The sequence below is a fragment of the Chryseobacterium sp. CCNWLW53 genome, from assembly GCF_037083525.1.
Taxonomy (GTDB): Bacteria; Bacteroidota; Bacteroidia; order Flavobacteriales; family Weeksellaceae; genus Chryseobacterium; species Chryseobacterium lathyri.
Window position 1 is genome coordinate 768919 of the sequence record NZ_JBAOJR010000001.1, and the last position, 18074, is coordinate 786992.

General features: G+C 38.9%; 16 protein-coding genes. 7 read left to right on the top strand and 9 right to left on the bottom strand.

Annotated elements, in window-relative coordinates:
• Positions 1-16 precede the first annotated feature (16 nt).
• The 7 genes from V6R96_RS03615 to V6R96_RS03645 all read left to right on the top strand — a co-directional run bounded on the left by V6R96_RS03615 (position 17) and on the right by V6R96_RS03645 (position 6581).
• Positions 17-844, top strand: coding sequence for a YoaK family protein (locus V6R96_RS03615; RefSeq protein WP_111953847.1), 828 nt, complete (start codon positions 17-19; stop codon positions 842-844).
• Positions 845-1239: 395 nt separating this feature from the next.
• Positions 1240-3030 carry a DNA mismatch repair endonuclease MutL gene (gene mutL, locus V6R96_RS03620; RefSeq protein ID WP_111953845.1) on the top strand — a complete coding sequence of 597 codons (1791 nt, stop codon included), beginning with the start codon at positions 1240-1242 and terminating at the stop codon, positions 3028-3030.
• A gap of 3 nt (positions 3031-3033) precedes the next feature.
• A complete protein-coding gene (locus tag V6R96_RS03625) occupies positions 3034-3762 on the top strand; it encodes a rhomboid family intramembrane serine protease (RefSeq protein WP_336378029.1) in 729 nt (242 codons plus the stop codon).
• 8 nt (positions 3763-3770) lie between these two features.
• A complete protein-coding gene (locus tag V6R96_RS03630) occupies positions 3771-4760 on the top strand; it encodes an endonuclease/exonuclease/phosphatase family protein (RefSeq protein ID WP_336378030.1) in 990 nt (329 codons plus the stop codon).
• Between the two features lie 75 nt (positions 4761-4835).
• A complete protein-coding gene (locus V6R96_RS03635) occupies positions 4836-5810 on the top strand; it encodes an endonuclease/exonuclease/phosphatase family protein (RefSeq protein WP_336378031.1) in 975 nt (324 codons plus the stop codon).
• A gap of 4 nt (positions 5811-5814) precedes the next feature.
• Positions 5815-6177, top strand: a complete 363-nt coding sequence (locus V6R96_RS03640) for a hypothetical protein (RefSeq protein WP_111953837.1) — start codon at positions 5815-5817, stop codon at positions 6175-6177.
• A 23-nt stretch (positions 6178-6200) separates the two neighbouring features.
• Entirely contained in the window at positions 6201-6581 is a 381-nt protein-coding gene (locus tag V6R96_RS03645; RefSeq protein WP_223557845.1) for a hypothetical protein, read from the top strand.
• 74 nt (positions 6582-6655) lie between these two features.
• Here V6R96_RS03645 and V6R96_RS03650 read toward each other — a convergent pair whose 3' ends face one another.
• The 9 genes from V6R96_RS03650 to V6R96_RS03690 form a co-directional block, all read right to left on the bottom strand.
• Positions 6656-8170 (bottom strand): GH3 auxin-responsive promoter family protein, encoded by a 1515-nt coding sequence (locus V6R96_RS03650; protein ID WP_336378032.1) that lies wholly within the window; start codon positions 8168-8170, stop codon positions 6656-6658.
• Positions 8171-8275: 105 nt separating this feature from the next.
• Positions 8276-8686 (bottom strand): BrxA/BrxB family bacilliredoxin, encoded by a 411-nt coding sequence (locus V6R96_RS03655; protein WP_034701172.1) that lies wholly within the window; start codon positions 8684-8686, stop codon positions 8276-8278.
• Between the two features lie 451 nt (positions 8687-9137).
• Positions 9138-9584, bottom strand: coding sequence for a GatB/YqeY domain-containing protein (locus tag V6R96_RS03660; RefSeq protein WP_336378033.1), 447 nt, complete (start codon positions 9582-9584; stop codon positions 9138-9140).
• Positions 9585-9696: 112 nt separating this feature from the next.
• Positions 9697-11610, bottom strand: a complete 1914-nt coding sequence (gene ftsZ / locus V6R96_RS03665) for a cell division protein FtsZ (RefSeq protein WP_336378034.1) — start codon at positions 11608-11610, stop codon at positions 9697-9699.
• 117 nt (positions 11611-11727) lie between these two features.
• Entirely contained in the window at positions 11728-13110 is a 1383-nt protein-coding gene (gene ftsA / locus V6R96_RS03670) for a cell division protein FtsA (RefSeq protein ID WP_336378035.1), read from the bottom strand.
• 89 nt (positions 13111-13199) lie between these two features.
• Positions 13200-14165: a cell division protein FtsQ gene (locus V6R96_RS03675; RefSeq protein ID WP_336378036.1), complete on the bottom strand. Its 966-nt coding sequence runs from the start codon at positions 14163-14165 to the stop codon at positions 13200-13202.
• Between the two features lie 76 nt (positions 14166-14241).
• Entirely contained in the window at positions 14242-15615 is a 1374-nt protein-coding gene (gene murC, locus V6R96_RS03680) for a UDP-N-acetylmuramate--L-alanine ligase (protein ID WP_336378037.1), read from the bottom strand.
• A 60-nt stretch (positions 15616-15675) separates the two neighbouring features.
• Positions 15676-16785 (bottom strand): undecaprenyldiphospho-muramoylpentapeptide beta-N-acetylglucosaminyltransferase, encoded by a 1110-nt coding sequence (murG, locus tag V6R96_RS03685; protein ID WP_336378038.1) that lies wholly within the window; start codon positions 16783-16785, stop codon positions 15676-15678.
• 33 nt (positions 16786-16818) lie between these two features.
• Positions 16819-18057, bottom strand: a complete 1239-nt coding sequence (locus tag V6R96_RS03690) for an FtsW/RodA/SpoVE family cell cycle protein (RefSeq protein ID WP_111954388.1) — start codon at positions 18055-18057, stop codon at positions 16819-16821.
• Positions 18058-18074: the final 17 nt, after the last annotated feature.

Sequence of the window (18074 nt, forward strand, 5' to 3'; positions counted from 1 at the left end):
ATAAAAGAATAAAAAAATGTTAAGAAATTATAGTAACAGCCGAACGTTGGGAGACAATATCAGATTGGGGACGCTGACTGCATTCACTGCAGGGACTATAAATATTGCCTCCCTTTTAATATTTCTCTCTTTTACATCGAACGTAACGGGACATTACGCCATCCTTGCTGCGGAAATCAGTAAGGGAAACTGGACGCAGGTGGCTGTAGTTGGGGCATGGATCTTTTTGTTCTTCTTCGGAAGCTTTTTGTCCAACTTCATCGTCATCAACTTTAATAAGAAAAGTAAATATTTTGCTCATGCAATGCCGATTGTGCTGGAAATCATATGTTTGCTTTTTGTGGGAATTTATGGGCAGTTTTATTATCAGAAAACATTGGAAGAAACAGAATATCTGGTTGCGCTGATGCTTTTTGCAACAGGACTTCAGAACGGGCTTACGGCAAGCATCTCCAATTTCTCGGTGAAAACGACCCACCTTACGGGTACCACCACCGATCTTGGAATTCTGCTTTCCATGTTTACCCAGAAAAAATACAGAAAGAATGGTGAGCTGATAGGAAGGGCAAAACTGCTCATGAGTATAATGGCAGCCTATGTTTTAGGAGCTGTTTTCTCTGGACTTACGTATTACTATCTTGAATTCAGGGTATTTTATGTGATCAGTCTGTGTCTTTTGATTGTGATCGGTTATGATGCCTATAAGATTCATATAAGGCATTTTAATACCAAATACCGATACAGCAGAATTTATAAAAAGCCCACTGTACTGGCTTATCTATATGACAAAGTCCACGGTATTCCAAAAAGAAAAGAAAAAAGAAAACTTGTCTTTGATGATTGAGCAATAAAGAAATAAAATAAATATCAAATTATTTTTTGTGTAAACTAGCTGTGAAACACCCCTTTTTGATAATGAAAAAGGGGTGTTCTTTATCAGAAATCTTGGTCGCGTAAATGAGCTACCTGTTTTAGACTAGAATAAACAGATAGATAGAACGTATGCTTAGTCAGTGGCGTAGCCGCGTCTCTTTGCTCAACTAAAAACTAAAGCAGCTCATCTTTAAACTTTGCGTTAAAAAATACCAGCCTTTCAGAATTCTTTTCCTCTGGCAGAGATTAAAAAATGGACAGGATGCAAAATGTGATTAAAATGTTGATAATTAAATTTTAATTCACGGTTTTAATGTTTTAATTCCCGTTTCCATTGCCTATTTTTGTAAGTTGATTATACGTTTTATGTCAGATATTATTCAGCTTTTACCGGATCATGTAGCCAACCAAATTGCGGCAGGAGAAGTGGTGCAGAGACCTGCGTCCATTGTGAAGGAACTTTTGGAAAATGCTATTGATGCGGGTGCATCCAAGATAGAATTGATTATCAGGGATGCAGGAAAAAACCTGATCCAGGTGGTAGATGATGGCAAAGGAATGTCTGAAACAGATGCCCGGATGGCGTTTGAAAGACATGCTACGTCAAAAATCAAAGCAACAGAAGATATTTTCAGAATTGCTACAAAAGGATTTCGTGGTGAAGCATTGGCTTCTATTGCTGCTGTTTCCCAGGTTGAACTGAGGACGAAGCAGAATGATGCCAAAATTGGAACCAATATCTATATTGAAGGCGGTGTATTTCAGTTTCAGGACCCGATACAGACTGCCGACGGATCCAATTTCCTGGTGAAAAACCTATTCTACAACGTTCCGGCCCGAAGAAAATTTCTTAAAAATAATAATGTTGAATTCAGACATGTCATTGATGAATTTCAGCGCGTTGCATTAGCTCATGAAAATCTGGAATTTTCTCTGTTTCATGATGATGAAGCTGTTTTCAGGTTGAGAAAAGGCAGCCAGATGCAGCGTATTGTGGATGTTTTCGGACGTAAACTGCAGCCGCAGCTGATTCCTATAAAAGAAGATATTATCTGGTGTAAACTTCACGGATTTGTTGCGAAGCCTGAAGGCGCCAAAAAATCAAGAGGAGAACAGTTTTTTTTCGTTAACGGAAGGTATTTCAAAAGTCCGTATTTCAATAAAGCAGTTCAGGAAGCTTTCGAAGGATTGCTTTTACCGGGCTATGTTCCTACATTTTTCCTTTATCTTGAATTAGATCCTGAAAAAATAGATGTGAATATCCATCCCCAGAAAACGGAAGTGAAGTTTGAAGATGAACACCTGATTTTTGCCCTTCTCCGTTCCACCATTAAAAGGTCCCTGGGAATTTATAACGTTTCTCCTAGCCTTGATTTTGATAAAGACCCGGAAATGGACGCCATGATGAATAAGCCTTTCCCAAGCAAAGGAAACGGCGGCGGCGGAGTCATCAAAATGCCGGAAATTATAGTAGACAAAGACTACAACCCTTTTATTGAAGAAAGAAATGTACGTCCCGAAGAAATTCAGAATCTTACGGAAATGTACCATCAGAATATTACAGCAGAACCCTCAAAGATTAATTTATTTGAAGACGAAGATTTTGATGAGGACCTGATGAGGTTACCCAATGGCTATTGGCTGTTCAATAAAGGAGATGTAACCCTGATGCTGGACCTTGGAAGAATGCACAGGTTGGTTGTTTCAGAGAACAATAAAACCTCCAGGAAGCCCAATATCAATCCAAATAGCCATACACTTCTGTTTTCTCTGGAGTATCATATGAACGAAATAGAAAAGAATAAATATAATTCTTTCAAAAAATTTCTGCCTGAACTTGGGTTTGACATGAAAATTGCACATGAAAGCGTGCTGAGGATAGACGCGCTTCCCGAGGGTTTGAAAGAAACCCAGGCCATGAAGTTCCTGGAGAACCTTTTTGAGATTCTGGAATATAAGACTGAAGAAGAATTTATGCAGTTTTATCTCAACCAGTGGAACAAAATGCAGTCCAAATCAAGGTTTGATTTCATCTATAAAAAAGATGCGGAACAGATGATCAAAGACTTTACAGCATTAGGCTTCCCGGAATTTTTACCGGATGGCAAAAGATGCTTTTATGAAGTTCCGTTTAATGATTTTAAAAACAAATTTTAAAAAATGTTTAACAATATACCGCCCATCACCAGGAATATTATCATTATCAATGTTATCGTGTTCATTGGGACTTATTTTCTTGGAAATCAGGTAATCGGCTACCTTGCCGGCTTTTATCCTTTTTCTCCGTTTTTCCATTCATGGCAAATCATTACCCACATGTTTATGCATGGAAGTATTATGCATATTTTGTTTAACATGCTGACCCTGTATAGTTTCGGACCTATCCTGGAGCAAACGTTGGGGGATAAAAAATATTTGATTCTCTATTTTTTAAGTGGATTAGGAGCTTTTTTCCTTTTTAATTTATGGAATTTCGTTGAGGCACAACAGCTTACAAATGAACTGCAGCAGCTCGGATTTAATGTTAATGCTTATTTATCCGGCGCAAGTGTAGGATTTAGTGGCGACGCTGCATCAGTTCTTAAGCAGAAAGAATTGTTGGAGAGTTTGAAGGGAATTGTAGCAACGCCTATGGTTGGTGCTTCCGGAGCTATTTTCGGAGTAGTGGCGGCTTTTGCTACCCTTTATCCCGATTCAAAAATCATGATGATGTTCATTCCTATTCCTATAAAGGTAAAATACCTGATGCCTATCGTTATTGTAGTTTCCATATACCTTGGAGTATCCGGAAACGGAGGTGGTATTGCCCATCTCGCTCACGTTGGAGGAGCATTAGTTGGCTGGATTCTTGCAAGAATTTGGAAGAAACATCTGTATAGATTCAATTAGAAACATCTGTGAAAGTCTTCCGTCTTATTATATTAATCCTGCATGTAGGCGTTTTGTTCCTGCTGCTTTGTACCTTTCTGAATGCCTATGTTCCGCCTAAAATATTTCCGTGGTTCAATCTGCTTTCCTTAGGTTTTCCGATCCTTATTGTCATATATGCAGTATTTACGCTTTTCTGGCTTTTCAGCTGGAAAAAGAGAAGTTTTGTATTTATGCTGGCTGGGCTTATCTTTTTTAGCCCTACACAAAGATGGGTGAATTTTTCTTCTGATAAAAAAGAGATAGCAAATCTGAAGGTCATTACCTTTAATGTGAAAGCTGGCTTAATGGGAGCCTCTGAAATTGAAAAGTACCTGGACAATGCCAATGCAGATGTCGTTATGCTGCAGGAGGCCGGTAAAAAAGTTTCTGTTAAAGATAAGGAAGTGATTAATAAGAATGGGATTCTTAAAATCTTTTCAAAACATAAAATAATAGACTCCAGAGAACTCATCAAGAGTGATTATGAAAGTAATAATGCCTATGCTTCCCAGGCAGATATTGAAATCAGAGGTAAAATATACCGTTTTATCAATATCTATCTGGAACCCTTTAAATTTGAAAAAGGGATGATCAAAATGGATGGGGTAAAAGAAGAAGATGAAAGGAAGCTGAAAAATATTGTTAAAAGGCTTATTCCTGTTTTTAAAAAACATCAGGATCAGGTGGATGAAATTAAAGAAGCGATTAGAAGTTCGCCTTATCCCGTGATGGTTATGGGAGATCTTAATTCCGTTCCCAATTCTTATGAATATTATCATTTATCTGATGGATTGCAGGATGCTTTTGTAGAGGCAGGAAAAGGGAGTGCCACAAGCTTTCATGATTATAAATTTCCGATAAGAATAGATTATATTTTTACCTCAAAAAGTATATTACCCATTACCTATAAAGTGGACCGGACTATAAAGCTTTCAGATCACTATCCGGTAGTAGCCACATTTTCAATAAGCCACTAATAATCATAAAATTAGTTAAAGTAACAGGCTTGGTAAGGTTTTTGATGAAAAAAATATACCCTAGACCGTTACTTCATGAAGCTGAGTCAATTACTGCTGTTTATACATATTGCTGTTGCCGTGCTGCTCTTGTGCACATTAGGTAATGCATGGATTCCGCCTAATTTTTTAGGCAGTCTTAACCTGCTTTCCCTGGGGTTTCCCTATCTGATTTTAATCTATGTTTTACTGACGCTTGTCTGGATTTTTAAAAGAAAGAAAATCGCTATTGCTTTTGCTTTAGGTGCCCTTCTTTTTTATAACCCGGTAAGAAGGTGGGTAAACTTCTCACCAAAAACAGAGAATTTAAGGTCGATCAGAGATATTAAAGTTCTCACATTTAATGTAAAATACGGAGATTTCGGCTGGGACAAAGTAAAAAAGTACATTACAGATCAGAATGCAGATATTATTCTTGTTCAGGAAAAAGACACCAACAGAGCAATAAAACGGGATATGATAAAATATCCGTCGGTTATTCTGAAAACAAAACATAAAATCTTAAGACAGGAACAGCTGATTGAGGATAAGGCAAGAGGAAACTCTTTCTATGCAGATGTAGACATCAACGGAAAGATCATAAGGGTGGTTACTGTTTATCTGGAACCTTTCAGGCTTCACAAATCAATGCTTAAATTTGATGGTCTTGCAAACATAGGAGGGAAAATTACCAATCTTCTTTCTCATATGACTCCGACCTTTAAGGCTCATGAAGATCAGATCAGAAAAATCAGAAAAGTAATTGATTTCTCACCTTATCCGGTTATCCTGGCAGGTGATTTTAATTCGGTGCCTAATTCCTATGAATATTATAACCTGGGAAAAGACCTTCAGGATGCCTTTGTTACGGTAGGAAATGGCGCGTCTACCAGCTTTCATGATTATAAAGTTCCGCTTAGGATCGACTATATATTTACCTCAAAATCCATTATTCCTTTAAGCTATAAAGTGGATCATGCTGTAAAATTATCGGATCACTATCCTGTAATTGCAGAATTTCTGCTAAATTAGTTCCATGAAAAATTTACTGTCTGCAGTTTTTATGGTATCATTGTTTTTAATGGCCTGCTCAAAGAAAGAAACTCCGGGTTTCGCCGCCGATCAGGACGTAAAAATTCATTATGATACAGCAGCGGTGGATTCATTTTCAGCAGGAGCAACATCAATAGATATTGTCCGCCAGATCCGGATGTCTTCACAGAAATACCAGGACTCTATAAAACAGGCAGAAAAACTTCAGAAAGAAGAACAGAAGCTGAAAGAAGAGCTTGATAAAGAAAATAAAAAAAAGCAGGAAGAGGATAAGAAAAAGACTGAAGCAGAGAAGAAAAAGAAAACGGCTGACAGCCCGCCTGCCAACGGAACAAAAACAGAATAAATACATTTAAAAAAATATACAATATGAAAAAACAAATTTTAGCAGCTGCTGCAGTGGCAGTACTTGCTGTATCATGCACAAAATCAACAACTAAAACAGAACAGGTTGAAAGCGCAGACGGATCGGTAACAACGACAACGACTACAGTTTCAGAAACGCCTGCTGCTGTTATAGATACCGCTAAAATAGACAAGGCTAAAGAAAATGTAAAAACCAAAGTGGATGCAGCCGGAAATAAAATAGACGATGCAGCCCAAAAAGCTAAGGAAGACCTTAATAAGGCCGGAAAAGATATCAAAGCCGGAGCTAAGGAAGTTGGCCAGGATGTAAAAGATGCTGCGGCAAAAGGAGCTGCCAAAGTAGAAGAGGGAGCGAAACAGCTGAAGGAAGATCTGAAGAAATAGTGAAATACTAAATAAAGAAAACGCAGTCAAATTTTTGACTGCGTTTTTTGTTACATATCTTTTGAGGAATGTTATTACTTGTTAAGCTCCAGCAAAGGATCTATATACTCCCTGTCGTTGCTTAGCCTCGGAACTTTATTCTGGCCGCCAAGTTTTCCCTTGGATTCCAGCCAGTGGTAAAAAAGATTAGGTTTTGCACTGTGGACAATTGGCCTTTTCAGGGTCAGGTTATTGTATCTTTTGGCCTCATAATCTGAATTGATCGTTTTTAAATGATGATCAAAAGCATCGGTAAAACGCTCCAGATCATCCGGATGCTGGCTGAACTCGAAAATCCATTCATGGGCACCGCTTTCATTTTCTTTCATAAAAACAGGAGCCCCCGTAAAATCGGTTATGCTTGCCCCGGTAACTTCACAGGCTTTGGTAAGGGCAGACTCTACATTGGTAATCATAAGTTCTTCTCCGAACGCGTTGATATAATGTTTGGTTCTTCCCGTAATTTTTATTCTGAAAGGATTGGTCGAAGTAAACACAACGGTATCGCCAATCAGGTATCTCCACAGTCCTCCGTTGGTAGTGATCACCATGGCATAGTTTTTCCCGACTTCAACATCTTCCAGGCTTACAACTTTCGGATTGGAAAAATGAAACTGGTCCATCGGAATGAACTCGTAAAAAATACCATAATCCAGCATCAGCAGCATTTCATCACTGTTTGATCTGTCCTGTATCCCGAAGAAGCCTTCAGAAGCATTGTAAATTTCGTAGTAATTGATCTTTTTTCCGATGATCTGCCTGTACTGGTCCTTGTATGGCTTAAAACTGATTCCGCCGTGAAAAAAGACCTCTAAATTAGGCCACAGCTCAGAAATACTTCCGCTGTTCGTCTCTTTTAAAACTCTTTGGAGCAGAACCATCATCCAACTGGGTACCCCAAGGATACTTCCCACATCTTCATTTTTTACTTCTGAGGTGATCGCTTTAAGTTTGCTTTCCCATTCGGACATCAGGGAAACCTTTTTACTTGGCGTTGTAGTAATCTCCACCCAAAAAGGAAGATTGTCAATTAAAATAGCTGAAAGATCCCCGAATTTGGTGTTGAAATCTGCATGAAGCTCAGAGCTTCCGCCCAAACGCAGGTTTTTATTAGTGAATAGCTGGTTTTCAGGATGGTTGTTGGCGTAGATGGAAACCATGTCCTTTCCTGCCTTCATATGACAGTATTCAAGGCTTTCTGCAGAAATAGGAATAAATTTGCTCTTTGCATTTGTGGTTCCCGATGATTTTGCAAAATGTTTGATGTAGCCCGGCCAGCTTACATCTTTTTGCCCCTGCCTTGCCTTCTCAATATAAGGTTCAAAATCTTCATAAGTAACGATCGGAACCTTGTTTTTGAAGTCCTGATAGCTCGAAATCGAATTAAAGCCATAGGTTTTGCCATATTCAGTGTCTTCTGCATGAAACAGCTGGGAAAAGAGTATACCTTTCTGAGTTTCAATGGGATGATCCATGAAATTCTGAATCTGATCTATCCTTTGGCGGATAAACCAGTTGACCACAGTATTGAAAAGTGCCTTTGTTGCCATTCCAACAAATATAATAATATTTGGATTTTTAGAGAATTTTTATGGTGTTAAATAAAAAAACCGCTACAAATTATGTAACGGCTCTGTATTTAGATTTATTATTTCTTAGCAATACTCATCAAAAGCTGCCTGAAGATTAGCTGCAATAGCGCCTGCAGGATTACCTTCAATGTGATGTCTTTCCAGCATGTGAACTAATTCACCATCCTTGAAAAGAGCTACACATGGTGAGCTTGGAGGGAATGGTGCAAGATGTTTTCTTGCTTCTGCTACAGCTTCCGTATCAAATCCTGCAAAAACAGTTGTTAAATGATCGGGCTTTTTGTCACCTGTCAAAGAATAGACAACTCCGGGTCTTGCTGCACCTGCTGCACATCCGCATACTGAATTAATAACCAATAGAGTAGTTCCCGGCTGCTTTAAAGCCTCTTCTACCTGTGCTGGAGATGTTAAATCTTCGAAACCTTTATCTGTAAGTTCTGCCTTCATAGGCATTACTAAATCTGTTGGATACATATATTTTGTTTTTATCGATACAAAGTTAAACAATTCTTTGCGTTTGTTCAATATATAAAAACTATCAAAGCTTTAGTCATAAAAAATTAATACAATATTAATATTTCAATAATATTCCAAAAAACATGAAATAAAGTTATGAATAATGATAATTAAGTATTAAATTTGAAATGATTCTGAAAACGACTGACCATGAAAAAAACATTTATGCTTTCCCTCGAGCATTCAAATTATTTAACATGATGTAATTTACAGCAGTTAAGTAAAGCTTATTCAGTTTTGAATGATGACAGACTGAATTAAATTTGAATATCAAAAAAATGAATCCCGGAACGCCAGCGTTCCGGGATTCTTTAATCAAATCGATATGCAAAGGTTGGATATCCTGTTTTGGGGATCGTGTTTCATGTTTGAGATGATATATACCCGAACCTCGTTTCACGTATCCTGTTTACGAAAGCAGCTTCTTAGCCATTTCGGAAATGCTTTTTCCGTCAGACTTACCTGCCAACGCTTTTGAAGCGACTCCCATCACCTTCCCTAAGTCTTTGGCAGACTCGGCTCCGGTTTGGGCAATAATATTCTTAATTTCTGCTTCAAGCTCTTCCGGACTAAGCTGTTCAGGAAGAAACTTCTCAATCACTTTCATCTGCGCTTCTTCCACTTCCGCAAGGTCATTTCTTCCCTGTGCTGCGAACTGTTCGAAAGAATCTTTACGCTGCTTGATCATTCTCTGAAGGATCGCAATTTCCTGTTCTGCAGAAACTTCAGCGCCTCTTGCTTCCGTCTGTAGAAGTAAAATCTGAGCTTTTACAGCTCTCAGAGAGTCCAGAGCAACCCTGTCTTTTTCTCTCATCGCTGTTTTAATCGCTTCACTTATAGTATTTTCTAAACTCATGGTTTTAAATTTAACAATGTATCAATGTAACAGTTTACCAATGACATGCTTCACAAACTCAGCATGACGGTTGTATTGTTACATTGGTACATTTTTACATTGTTATATTAATTTAATCAACATCTTTATTTAAAAATCTGTTTTCTCTCACCTGCATGGATCCGTTGTTATCGGACAGATACGTGTTGATATTCTGGTCAGATGCATTGGTTCCGTCAATGGCAATATTTTTTCTCTTGAAAGCAGGAACAGATTCGAATTCGCTTGTGCTGTCAAAGCTTTGATAGCGTGAATTGAATTCTTTTAATTTATTTCTTCTCTCCGAAATTCTTTCCTGATCAACAGCTTTATTTACAAACGTGAATTCTGACTCATTGGGTTTTGGCGTTTCAATTTCTGTTTTTTCCTCAAAAGCTGGTTTTGTTTCAGCTTTCGGCTCTTCCTGTCTTGTGTGGAAGATAGCTTCAACTGCCTGAACCGGAATCTCTGTTACTGTACTGGCTGGAGCTGTAAACTCTGCTTTTGGCTGTCCGAAATCTGTTTTAGGCTCATTAGACGAAGGCTGATTATTGACAAAGAAACTGAACTCAACAGGTTTTTCATCTGAGAAAGCACGGGTTGCCGGTGTAGACGGAGCTTCATCTTTTCTGGCATCAAAATCAAATTTAAAAGATTCAATTTCCAGATCATTGGGATCTTCTCCTTCTTCGTCATCATGAGAGAATAGGCTGTAGGATTGTTCCTCTGTTTCTTGTTCATTTCTCCAGCTATTCTGTGTATCTTCCTCTTTATCAAAGAATTTTATTTCGGTTTTAATTTCTTCTTCTTTAATAATCATTTTTTTTTCAGAAGAAGTCATACCGAATTGTGGAGCATCACTGTCTTCATCATCCAGCCTGAACGTGTGTTTTCCTCCGAAATCGCGAGTTGTTTCAGAAGTAGCATCTCTTTCTTCCCTTGTTTTAAAAGGAGAGGCTTTCGGAGTCTCTAAACTGTCGTTAAGGCTAATTCTGATTTTTTCAGTAGGCCCGGCGAATCTTTTGCTGTCATTTGAAAAACCTGTGGCGATAACAAGAACGCTTACAGAATCTCCTAATTCCTCATCTGCACCCACCCCGAAGATAATATCAGCGGTATTTCCAGCTTCTTTCTGGATATGGTCCATAATTACCCCGATCTCATCCATGGTTACTTCTTCTGCACCACTTCTGATCAGTAGAAGAACGTTTTTAGCCCCTGTGATCTTGTTGTCATTCAACAACGGAGAATCCAGTGCTTTTTTAACCGCTTCTTCTGCTTTGTTTTCTCCTGAAGCAATTCCTGTAGACATCAAAGCCGTACCGGAGTTCTGAAGGACAGATTTAGCATCTCTAAAGTCAATGTTTACATCAAAGTAACCGGTAATAACTTCTGCCATTCCTTTTGCGGCATTGGTTAAAACTTCATCGGCTTTTGAGAATCCCTGCTTGAAGCCAAGGTTTCCGAATTGCTGTCTTAGTTTATCATTATTGATCACAATCAGTGAGTCAACATTATTTCTTAATTTTTCCAGACCTATTTCGGCCTGCTCAAGTCTTCTTTTGCCTTCAAAGCTGAAAGGAACAGTAACGATACCTACCGTTAGAATTCCCATATCTTTGGCTACTTTGGCAATAACCGGAGCGGCTCCGGTACCTGTACCGCCACCCATTCCGGCTGTAATGAACACCATTTTGGTATTCTGGCCCATAGATGCTTTGATCTCTTCAATGCTTTCAATAGCGGATTTTTCCCCAACTTCAGGATCTGCTCCGGCACCAAGACCTTCGGTGATGGTAGTCCCCAGCTGTACTTTGTTGGCAACAGGGTTATTGTCTAAAGTCTGGGCATCGGTATTACAGACCACGAAATCTACTCCGTAAATACCTTTCTCATACATGTGCTTCAGGGCGTTGTTTCCGCCGCCTCCTACACCGATTACTTTTATAATGGATGAATTTCCTTTTGGCAAATCAAATGAAAATCCTTGTGTACCTATATTTTCCATAACTATGCTTTTTATAATTGATGATTGACGAATGATAACTGATGAGTGATAAATGGCGCCGGCAATAAACTGTGCATTTTATTTATCAATTATCAATGATCTTCTATCATTTATATTTTACTCTACTTCTTCAAAGAATTTTTTAACTTTTTCCATAAGCGACTGCCCGAAAGTCAGTTTCGCTCTTCTGTTTTCCTGCTGCTCACTAACAACGGACTGTTCCTGAACTATTGCTGTCGGCTGGGCCTGTTGCACTGTCTCTGTTTGTGAAGGAGCAGTTTCAGCTTTAGCCAATTCCTCTTCAACAAGCTCTTCTGTTTCTGATCCCTGTTTTTTGTCGCGGATCTTTAAGCTTTCCATCAGCAAGCCGATTGATGTAGCAAATTCCGGGCCTTTCAGGTACTGGTTTTTATCGTTAGCAATATATTCGTTGGCAAAACCGATTCTGCTGTCAAAACCTGTTGTATAATTGGCAAGCTGACGAAGATGCTTTAAGTTGGATCCACCTCCTGTAAGGACAATCCCTGCAATCAGCTTTTTCTTTTGTTCAAATGCCCCGTAAGCTTTTAATTCTGTATTCACCATTTCCAGGATCTCTTCTACTCTGGCATTGATGATCTGTGCCAGGGTTTTAAGAGAGATTTCCTTATCCGGTCTTCCGTGAAGCCCGGGAATAGTGACAAATGTACTGTCTTTTTCTAATTCCGGAACAGCAGAACCGAATTTTACTTTCAATTGTTCTGCATGTTTTTCTATAATAGAGCAGCCTTCTTTGATATCTTCCGTAATAATTCCGCCTCCGTAAGGAATTACGCAGGTATGACGGATGATATTGTCTTTGAAGATGGCAATATCTGTGGTACCACCTCCGATGTCTACAATGGCAACACCGGCTTCTTTTTCTTCTTTGGTTAAAACGGCTTCTGAAGACGCCAAAGGTTCCAGGGTAAGGGCTTCCATTTCCAGGCCGGCCTCTCTTACACATCTTGCGATGTTTCTGATGCTGCCCATTTGTCCTACCACTACATGGAAATTAGCTTCTAAACGTTTTCCGTGCATTCCTACCGGCTCCTGAATTTCGCCTTCGGAATCCACTTTATATTCCTGTGGAAGAACATGGATAATTTCTTCTCCGGGAAGCATCACAAGCTTTTTTACCTGGTCTTTCAGTGCTTCGATGTCGTCATCTGTAATAAATTTATCCGGATGCTCGCGCATGATATAGTCGGAATGCTGCAGAGAACGGATGTGTTTTCCTGCAATACCTACTGTCACTTTACGGATGGGAACTCCTGCGCTGGACTGTGCTTCAGAAACGGCGGCCTTGATTGAATTAATGGTCTGTGAGATATTATTCACAATTCCTTTATGAACTCCAAGACTTTTGGCCTTTCCAACCCCGAGAACTTCTATCTTCCCGTGCGCATTCCTCCTTCCGACAATCGCGACAATCTTCGTTGTCCCGATGTCCAGACCTACTGAATACTCTTGATTTTCCATTTTATGTCGATTTGATTTTTTTTCTACTTTTCCTTGTTTTCAATCCGGGGTTTATTCCGGTTTTATGCTAATTGTCCATCAGGACTTTTTTATTCTATTTTTACTTTTGCCTTAGGCTTTGTGGCCGCTGGCTTTTTCTCTGTTTTTTTAGTTTCCTTTGGTTTGACTGTAGTCTTTGGCTTTGCTTTTTCTTTCGGTTTAGCTGAAGACGTTTTTGTTTTCTTTGTTTCTGCAGATTTAGGAAGAATGTCAGGCTTTTTAACCGCTGCCAGAGCCGGGGCCTTCGCCAGTTCCATATTCCCTGCTTTCAGAATACTGTCGTTTTCTTTAAAATAAGGATTTAAAGTGGTTACAATCTGGTTCTGATATTTTACAGAGACCATGCTGTACTTTTGAGGATCCTGAAATACAAGATATTTTTCCACAAATGTTTTCAGACCTTTTACTTTAAACTCAATATTGTCCAGATCTCCTATTTCCACTTTATAATTTCCGTCACTGGTCAGGAGGTTATAATCGTCTTTGCTTTTTGAAATTCCGATAAAGAATTTTTTGCTGAAATCGTCTTTATCAATTTTCTCAACCAGCTCGGCCAGTTTCTGATATTCATCCGGTTTCACATTTCCGGTTACCAGCATGCATGGATGCGAGTAGGTTTTGGAAATAGGGAATTCCGTTCCTTTTTCATCTACATAGAAGTCTCTTCCGTCTTTATTCAGCCTGAAAACAGGAACTCTCTGCTTGATATCGAGGTATAATTTTCCGTTCAGGTTTAAATAGACATTGGCACTGTCTACGGCAGGAAGTGAATTGATCTTCTTTTCAAGTGTCGGAATATTCAGATCTCCCACTTTTCCGGAAGGGTTTTCTTTTTTTACAATTTCCCGGATATCTTTTTCATCAATGAAGTATACGGGTGTTTTTTCATTCATTTTTACAGAAATCTTATTGTCCGTAATCTTCTGGCCGCTGAATCTCTTTAATGAGAAACTCAGCAGTAATCCGAGGATGATCACCGTGACAGCAATTTTTAATATTCTGTATTTATTTTTCATATATTTTGTACAATGTACAAAGTACAGTGTACTATTGTATTCTAATTAGTTACTTTATTAATGATCTCTGTACTTTTTACATTGTACTTTGTACAGAAGAATTTATCCATTCACAAATAGGATCATACAGGGTATCAATATTTCCTGCGCCTACGGTGAGAAGGATATCAAAATCTTTTTCTTTTATTTTTTCAAAAGCACCGGACAAGTCCGATTTCTCTTTTTTATCTAAATTCACCTTTTCCAACAGCCAGTCAGAAGTTATTCCTTCAAAATTCTCCTGAAGCTCTCTTGCGGGGTAAATATCGAGAAGGATTAGTTCGTCTGCTTTCCCTAAGCTTTCTGCAAATCCGTCAGCGAAATCTCTTGTTCTGCTGAAAAGATGAGGCTGAAAGACCACCAACAGCTTTTTATCCGGGTAAAAGGTTTTGATTGAGCTCACTACCGCATTGATTTCTGTTGGGTGATGTGCATAATCATCGATATAAATCTTACCGTTAGGATAAATATGCTTGGTATATCTTCTTTTAATTCCTTTAAAATTGGCAATAGCCCTTTTCAGCGTTTCAAAATCTACGCCTAAATTGTGAAGGATTGCCAATGCTGCTGTAGCATTTTCCACATTATGGATTCCAGGGATTTCCCATACGAAATCTTTAATGGTTTCAGAAGGGGTATGGAAATCAAAATAGATCTTATCATGCTCCATGCGGAGATTATCGGAATAATAATCTGCCACCTCATTAACAGCATAGGTTTTATGGTCTCTGCCAATATCCAGCCCTTTTCTTACAAAAAGCTGTTTGTCATTCGGAACTAATGCAGCAAACTGTTTAAACCCTTCTTCGATATGGCTTTTATCACCATAAATATCCAGATGGTCTGCATCGGTAGAGGTTACTACTGCCCAGTCCGGGGAAAGGTTTAGAAAGCTTCTGTCATATTCATCTGCTTCTACTACAGAATACTGTGTACCATTATACAGAAAATTTGATTTGAAATTCTCAGAAATACCACCTAAAAAGCATGAAAACGGAAGATCGGCTTCTTTACACAGGTGAGAAACCAATGTAGAAGTAGTTGTTTTTCCGTGGGTTCCTGCTACAGCAATACAATCTGTATTTTCTGTGATCAGGCCTAAAACCTTGGCCCGTTTTAAAACTTCAAACTGATTTTGGTTGAAATAATCTAATATTCCCAATGTTTTAATGGCGGGAGTATAAATTACCAGGGTGTTTTCTTTTTGAAGTTTGGTTATTTTTTCGTCAATGGTATCTTCAAAAACAATATCAATTCCTTCTTTCATCAACAGGTCAGTAAGCTTGGTATTCGTTTTGTCGTAACCCAGCACTTTTTTACCGGAAGCATTGAAATAGCGTGCCAAAGCACTCATTCCTATACCTCCGATTCCTACGAAGTAATAATTTTGATATGTTTCTAATATGTTCATTCTTTTTGTATTAATGTATTTTGTAAAATGTATTCATGTAAGTTTCGTCGTTAATACATTTTACATTGTACTTTTTACAGTTTTAAATATCTCATCTACAATCTCTTTTGCGGCATTGGGCTTGGCAAAATATTCCAGATTGTGAGACATTTCATTTCTTATACTTTCACTGCTGCAGATCTCTTCCAGTGTATTCCAGAATTTTTCCTGCATTTCAGAGTCTTTTACCATTCTTGCTGCATTTTTTTCAACCAGATTCATGGCATTTTTGGTTTGGTGGTCTTCTGCCGCGAACGGGAAAGGTACCAGAAGAACCGGTTTTTTTGCTACCGCCAGCTCTGAAATGGCAATGGCTCCGGCCCTTGAAACAATAATGTCGGCTGCAGAGTAGGCCAGCTCCATATCTTTGATGAATTCAAGGATCTGGATGTTTCTGCTGTCGATGCCTTTTGTTTCTTCTACAATATCTTTATAATCAAGCTTTCCTGTCTGCCAGATGAGCTGATAATCTTTTTTGATTACTTCATTTAAATGAGATCTCCACGCATTGTTCAGTGTTCTGGATCCTAAAGAACCACCTACTGAAAGGATGGTAAGCTTATCTTTGCTCAGTCCCATTTTTTCTTTTGCCAAATTGGTCTCTGCCATTCCTGTAATGATATTCTCACGAATAGGGTTGCCCAGGAATTTTATTTTTTCAGAAGGAAAGCCTTCCACTTTTGGATAAGCTGTGAAAACCGCTTTAGCTTTCTTACTTAAGATTTTATTGGTTACCCCTGCATGGGCGTTCTGCTCCTGAATAAAGATTGGAATTCCCAGTTTACTGGCCTCATATAAAGCCGGTCCGCTTGCAAAACCTCCAGTTCCGACCGCAAAATCGGGAGCGAAATTCTTAATGATTTTCTTCGATTTAGATAGGCTTTTCAAAATTTTGAAAGGCAGTCCTAAATTTGATAAAATATTTCCTCTGTCGATTCCGGCAATATCAATGCCTTCGATTTTATAGCCTGCCTGTGGAACTTTTTCCATTTCCATTTTTCCGTTGGCTCCGATGAACAAAAATTCCGTATCAGGAAATCTTCTTCTGATTTCATCTGCAATAGCGATAGCCGGGAAGATGTGCCCTCCTGTTCCGCCTCCGGATAATACTACTTTTAGTTTTTTGTTCATTTTTATTGTCTTATTGGTACCGTTTGTTTTGAGTTAAGCGATATCATTAATTTCTGCTACACTTTGTTTTTTGCCCATTCCTTCTTCATCGTATATCTGGATTCTTGAGCTTATATTTAAAATAATTCCAAGCTGGAGATAGGTGACCAACATGGAGGTTCCTCCATAACTTATTAATGGTAATGGCTGCCCTGTTACCGGGATCAGATTAACGGCTACTGCAATATTAACAGAAAGCTGTATGAAGATCATCACCCCGAGACTGAGCACGAGGAGCGAGCCAAAAAAGGCGGGCATCTTGCTGGCAATCATCACAATTCTGATCATCATAATAAGATAGAGACAGATCAGGAAAGCGGCACCAATAAGCCCATATTCTTCTACAATCACGGCAAAAATAAAGTCGGAGGCGGACTGTGGAAGCATCTGCTTCAATGCACTTTTCCCAGGTCCCATTCCGGTAATTCCACCATGGACAATAGCGGCTTTGGCCTGCATGACCTGGTAGTTTTTGGCTTTTACGCTTTCATCATCTACATCAGCTGTTTTTGCTTTGCTGGAGGTAAATGTTTCGATACGGCTCATCCAGGTATGCACACGGTTACCGCCGATGAGGTTGGTATTTAATGCAATAATCAGGAAGAGAACAATGGCTACAAATGAGGAAGATATGAAGCCTGCAATGTATTTCCAGTGAAGCTGTCCTATAATCAGAACAATAACAGAAACCAGCAGGATCATCAATGCTGTGGAACCGTTGTCTTTTGCCACTAAAACAAATACCAGCAGGATAGGTCCGAATATGTACATAATGTTCTCAATCGGAAGTCTTTCCCTGGTTATTTTCTTGGTCAGATACCTGCAGAGATAAATGACGAGCATTAAAAAGGCAAATGACGACGGCTGGAATGAGATCGGTGTGCCGGGAATTTTGAGCCATCTTGAAGCACTGGCCCCATCAATGGTTTGTCCTGTAAACATGGTGACAACGAGAAGCACAATCATTAAGCCGAGCAGGATACTGCTGAGCTTACCGATGTACTCATATTTTACCATTCCAACGACTCTCATGATCACCAGACCCAGAACTACAAAGAACATATGTTTGATAACGTGGCCTGTAGTGGTCCCGTTATTAACGATATATTCCAGATTTGAACTTGCAGAATATACCGGGAAAATAGAGAAAATGGAGATCACAAGGATGACCATCCAAAGTACTTTATCGCCCTTTAGCAGTTCTATTCTGTTTTCTGTGTTCTGTTCGTCCATATTTTTTGTATTCATGT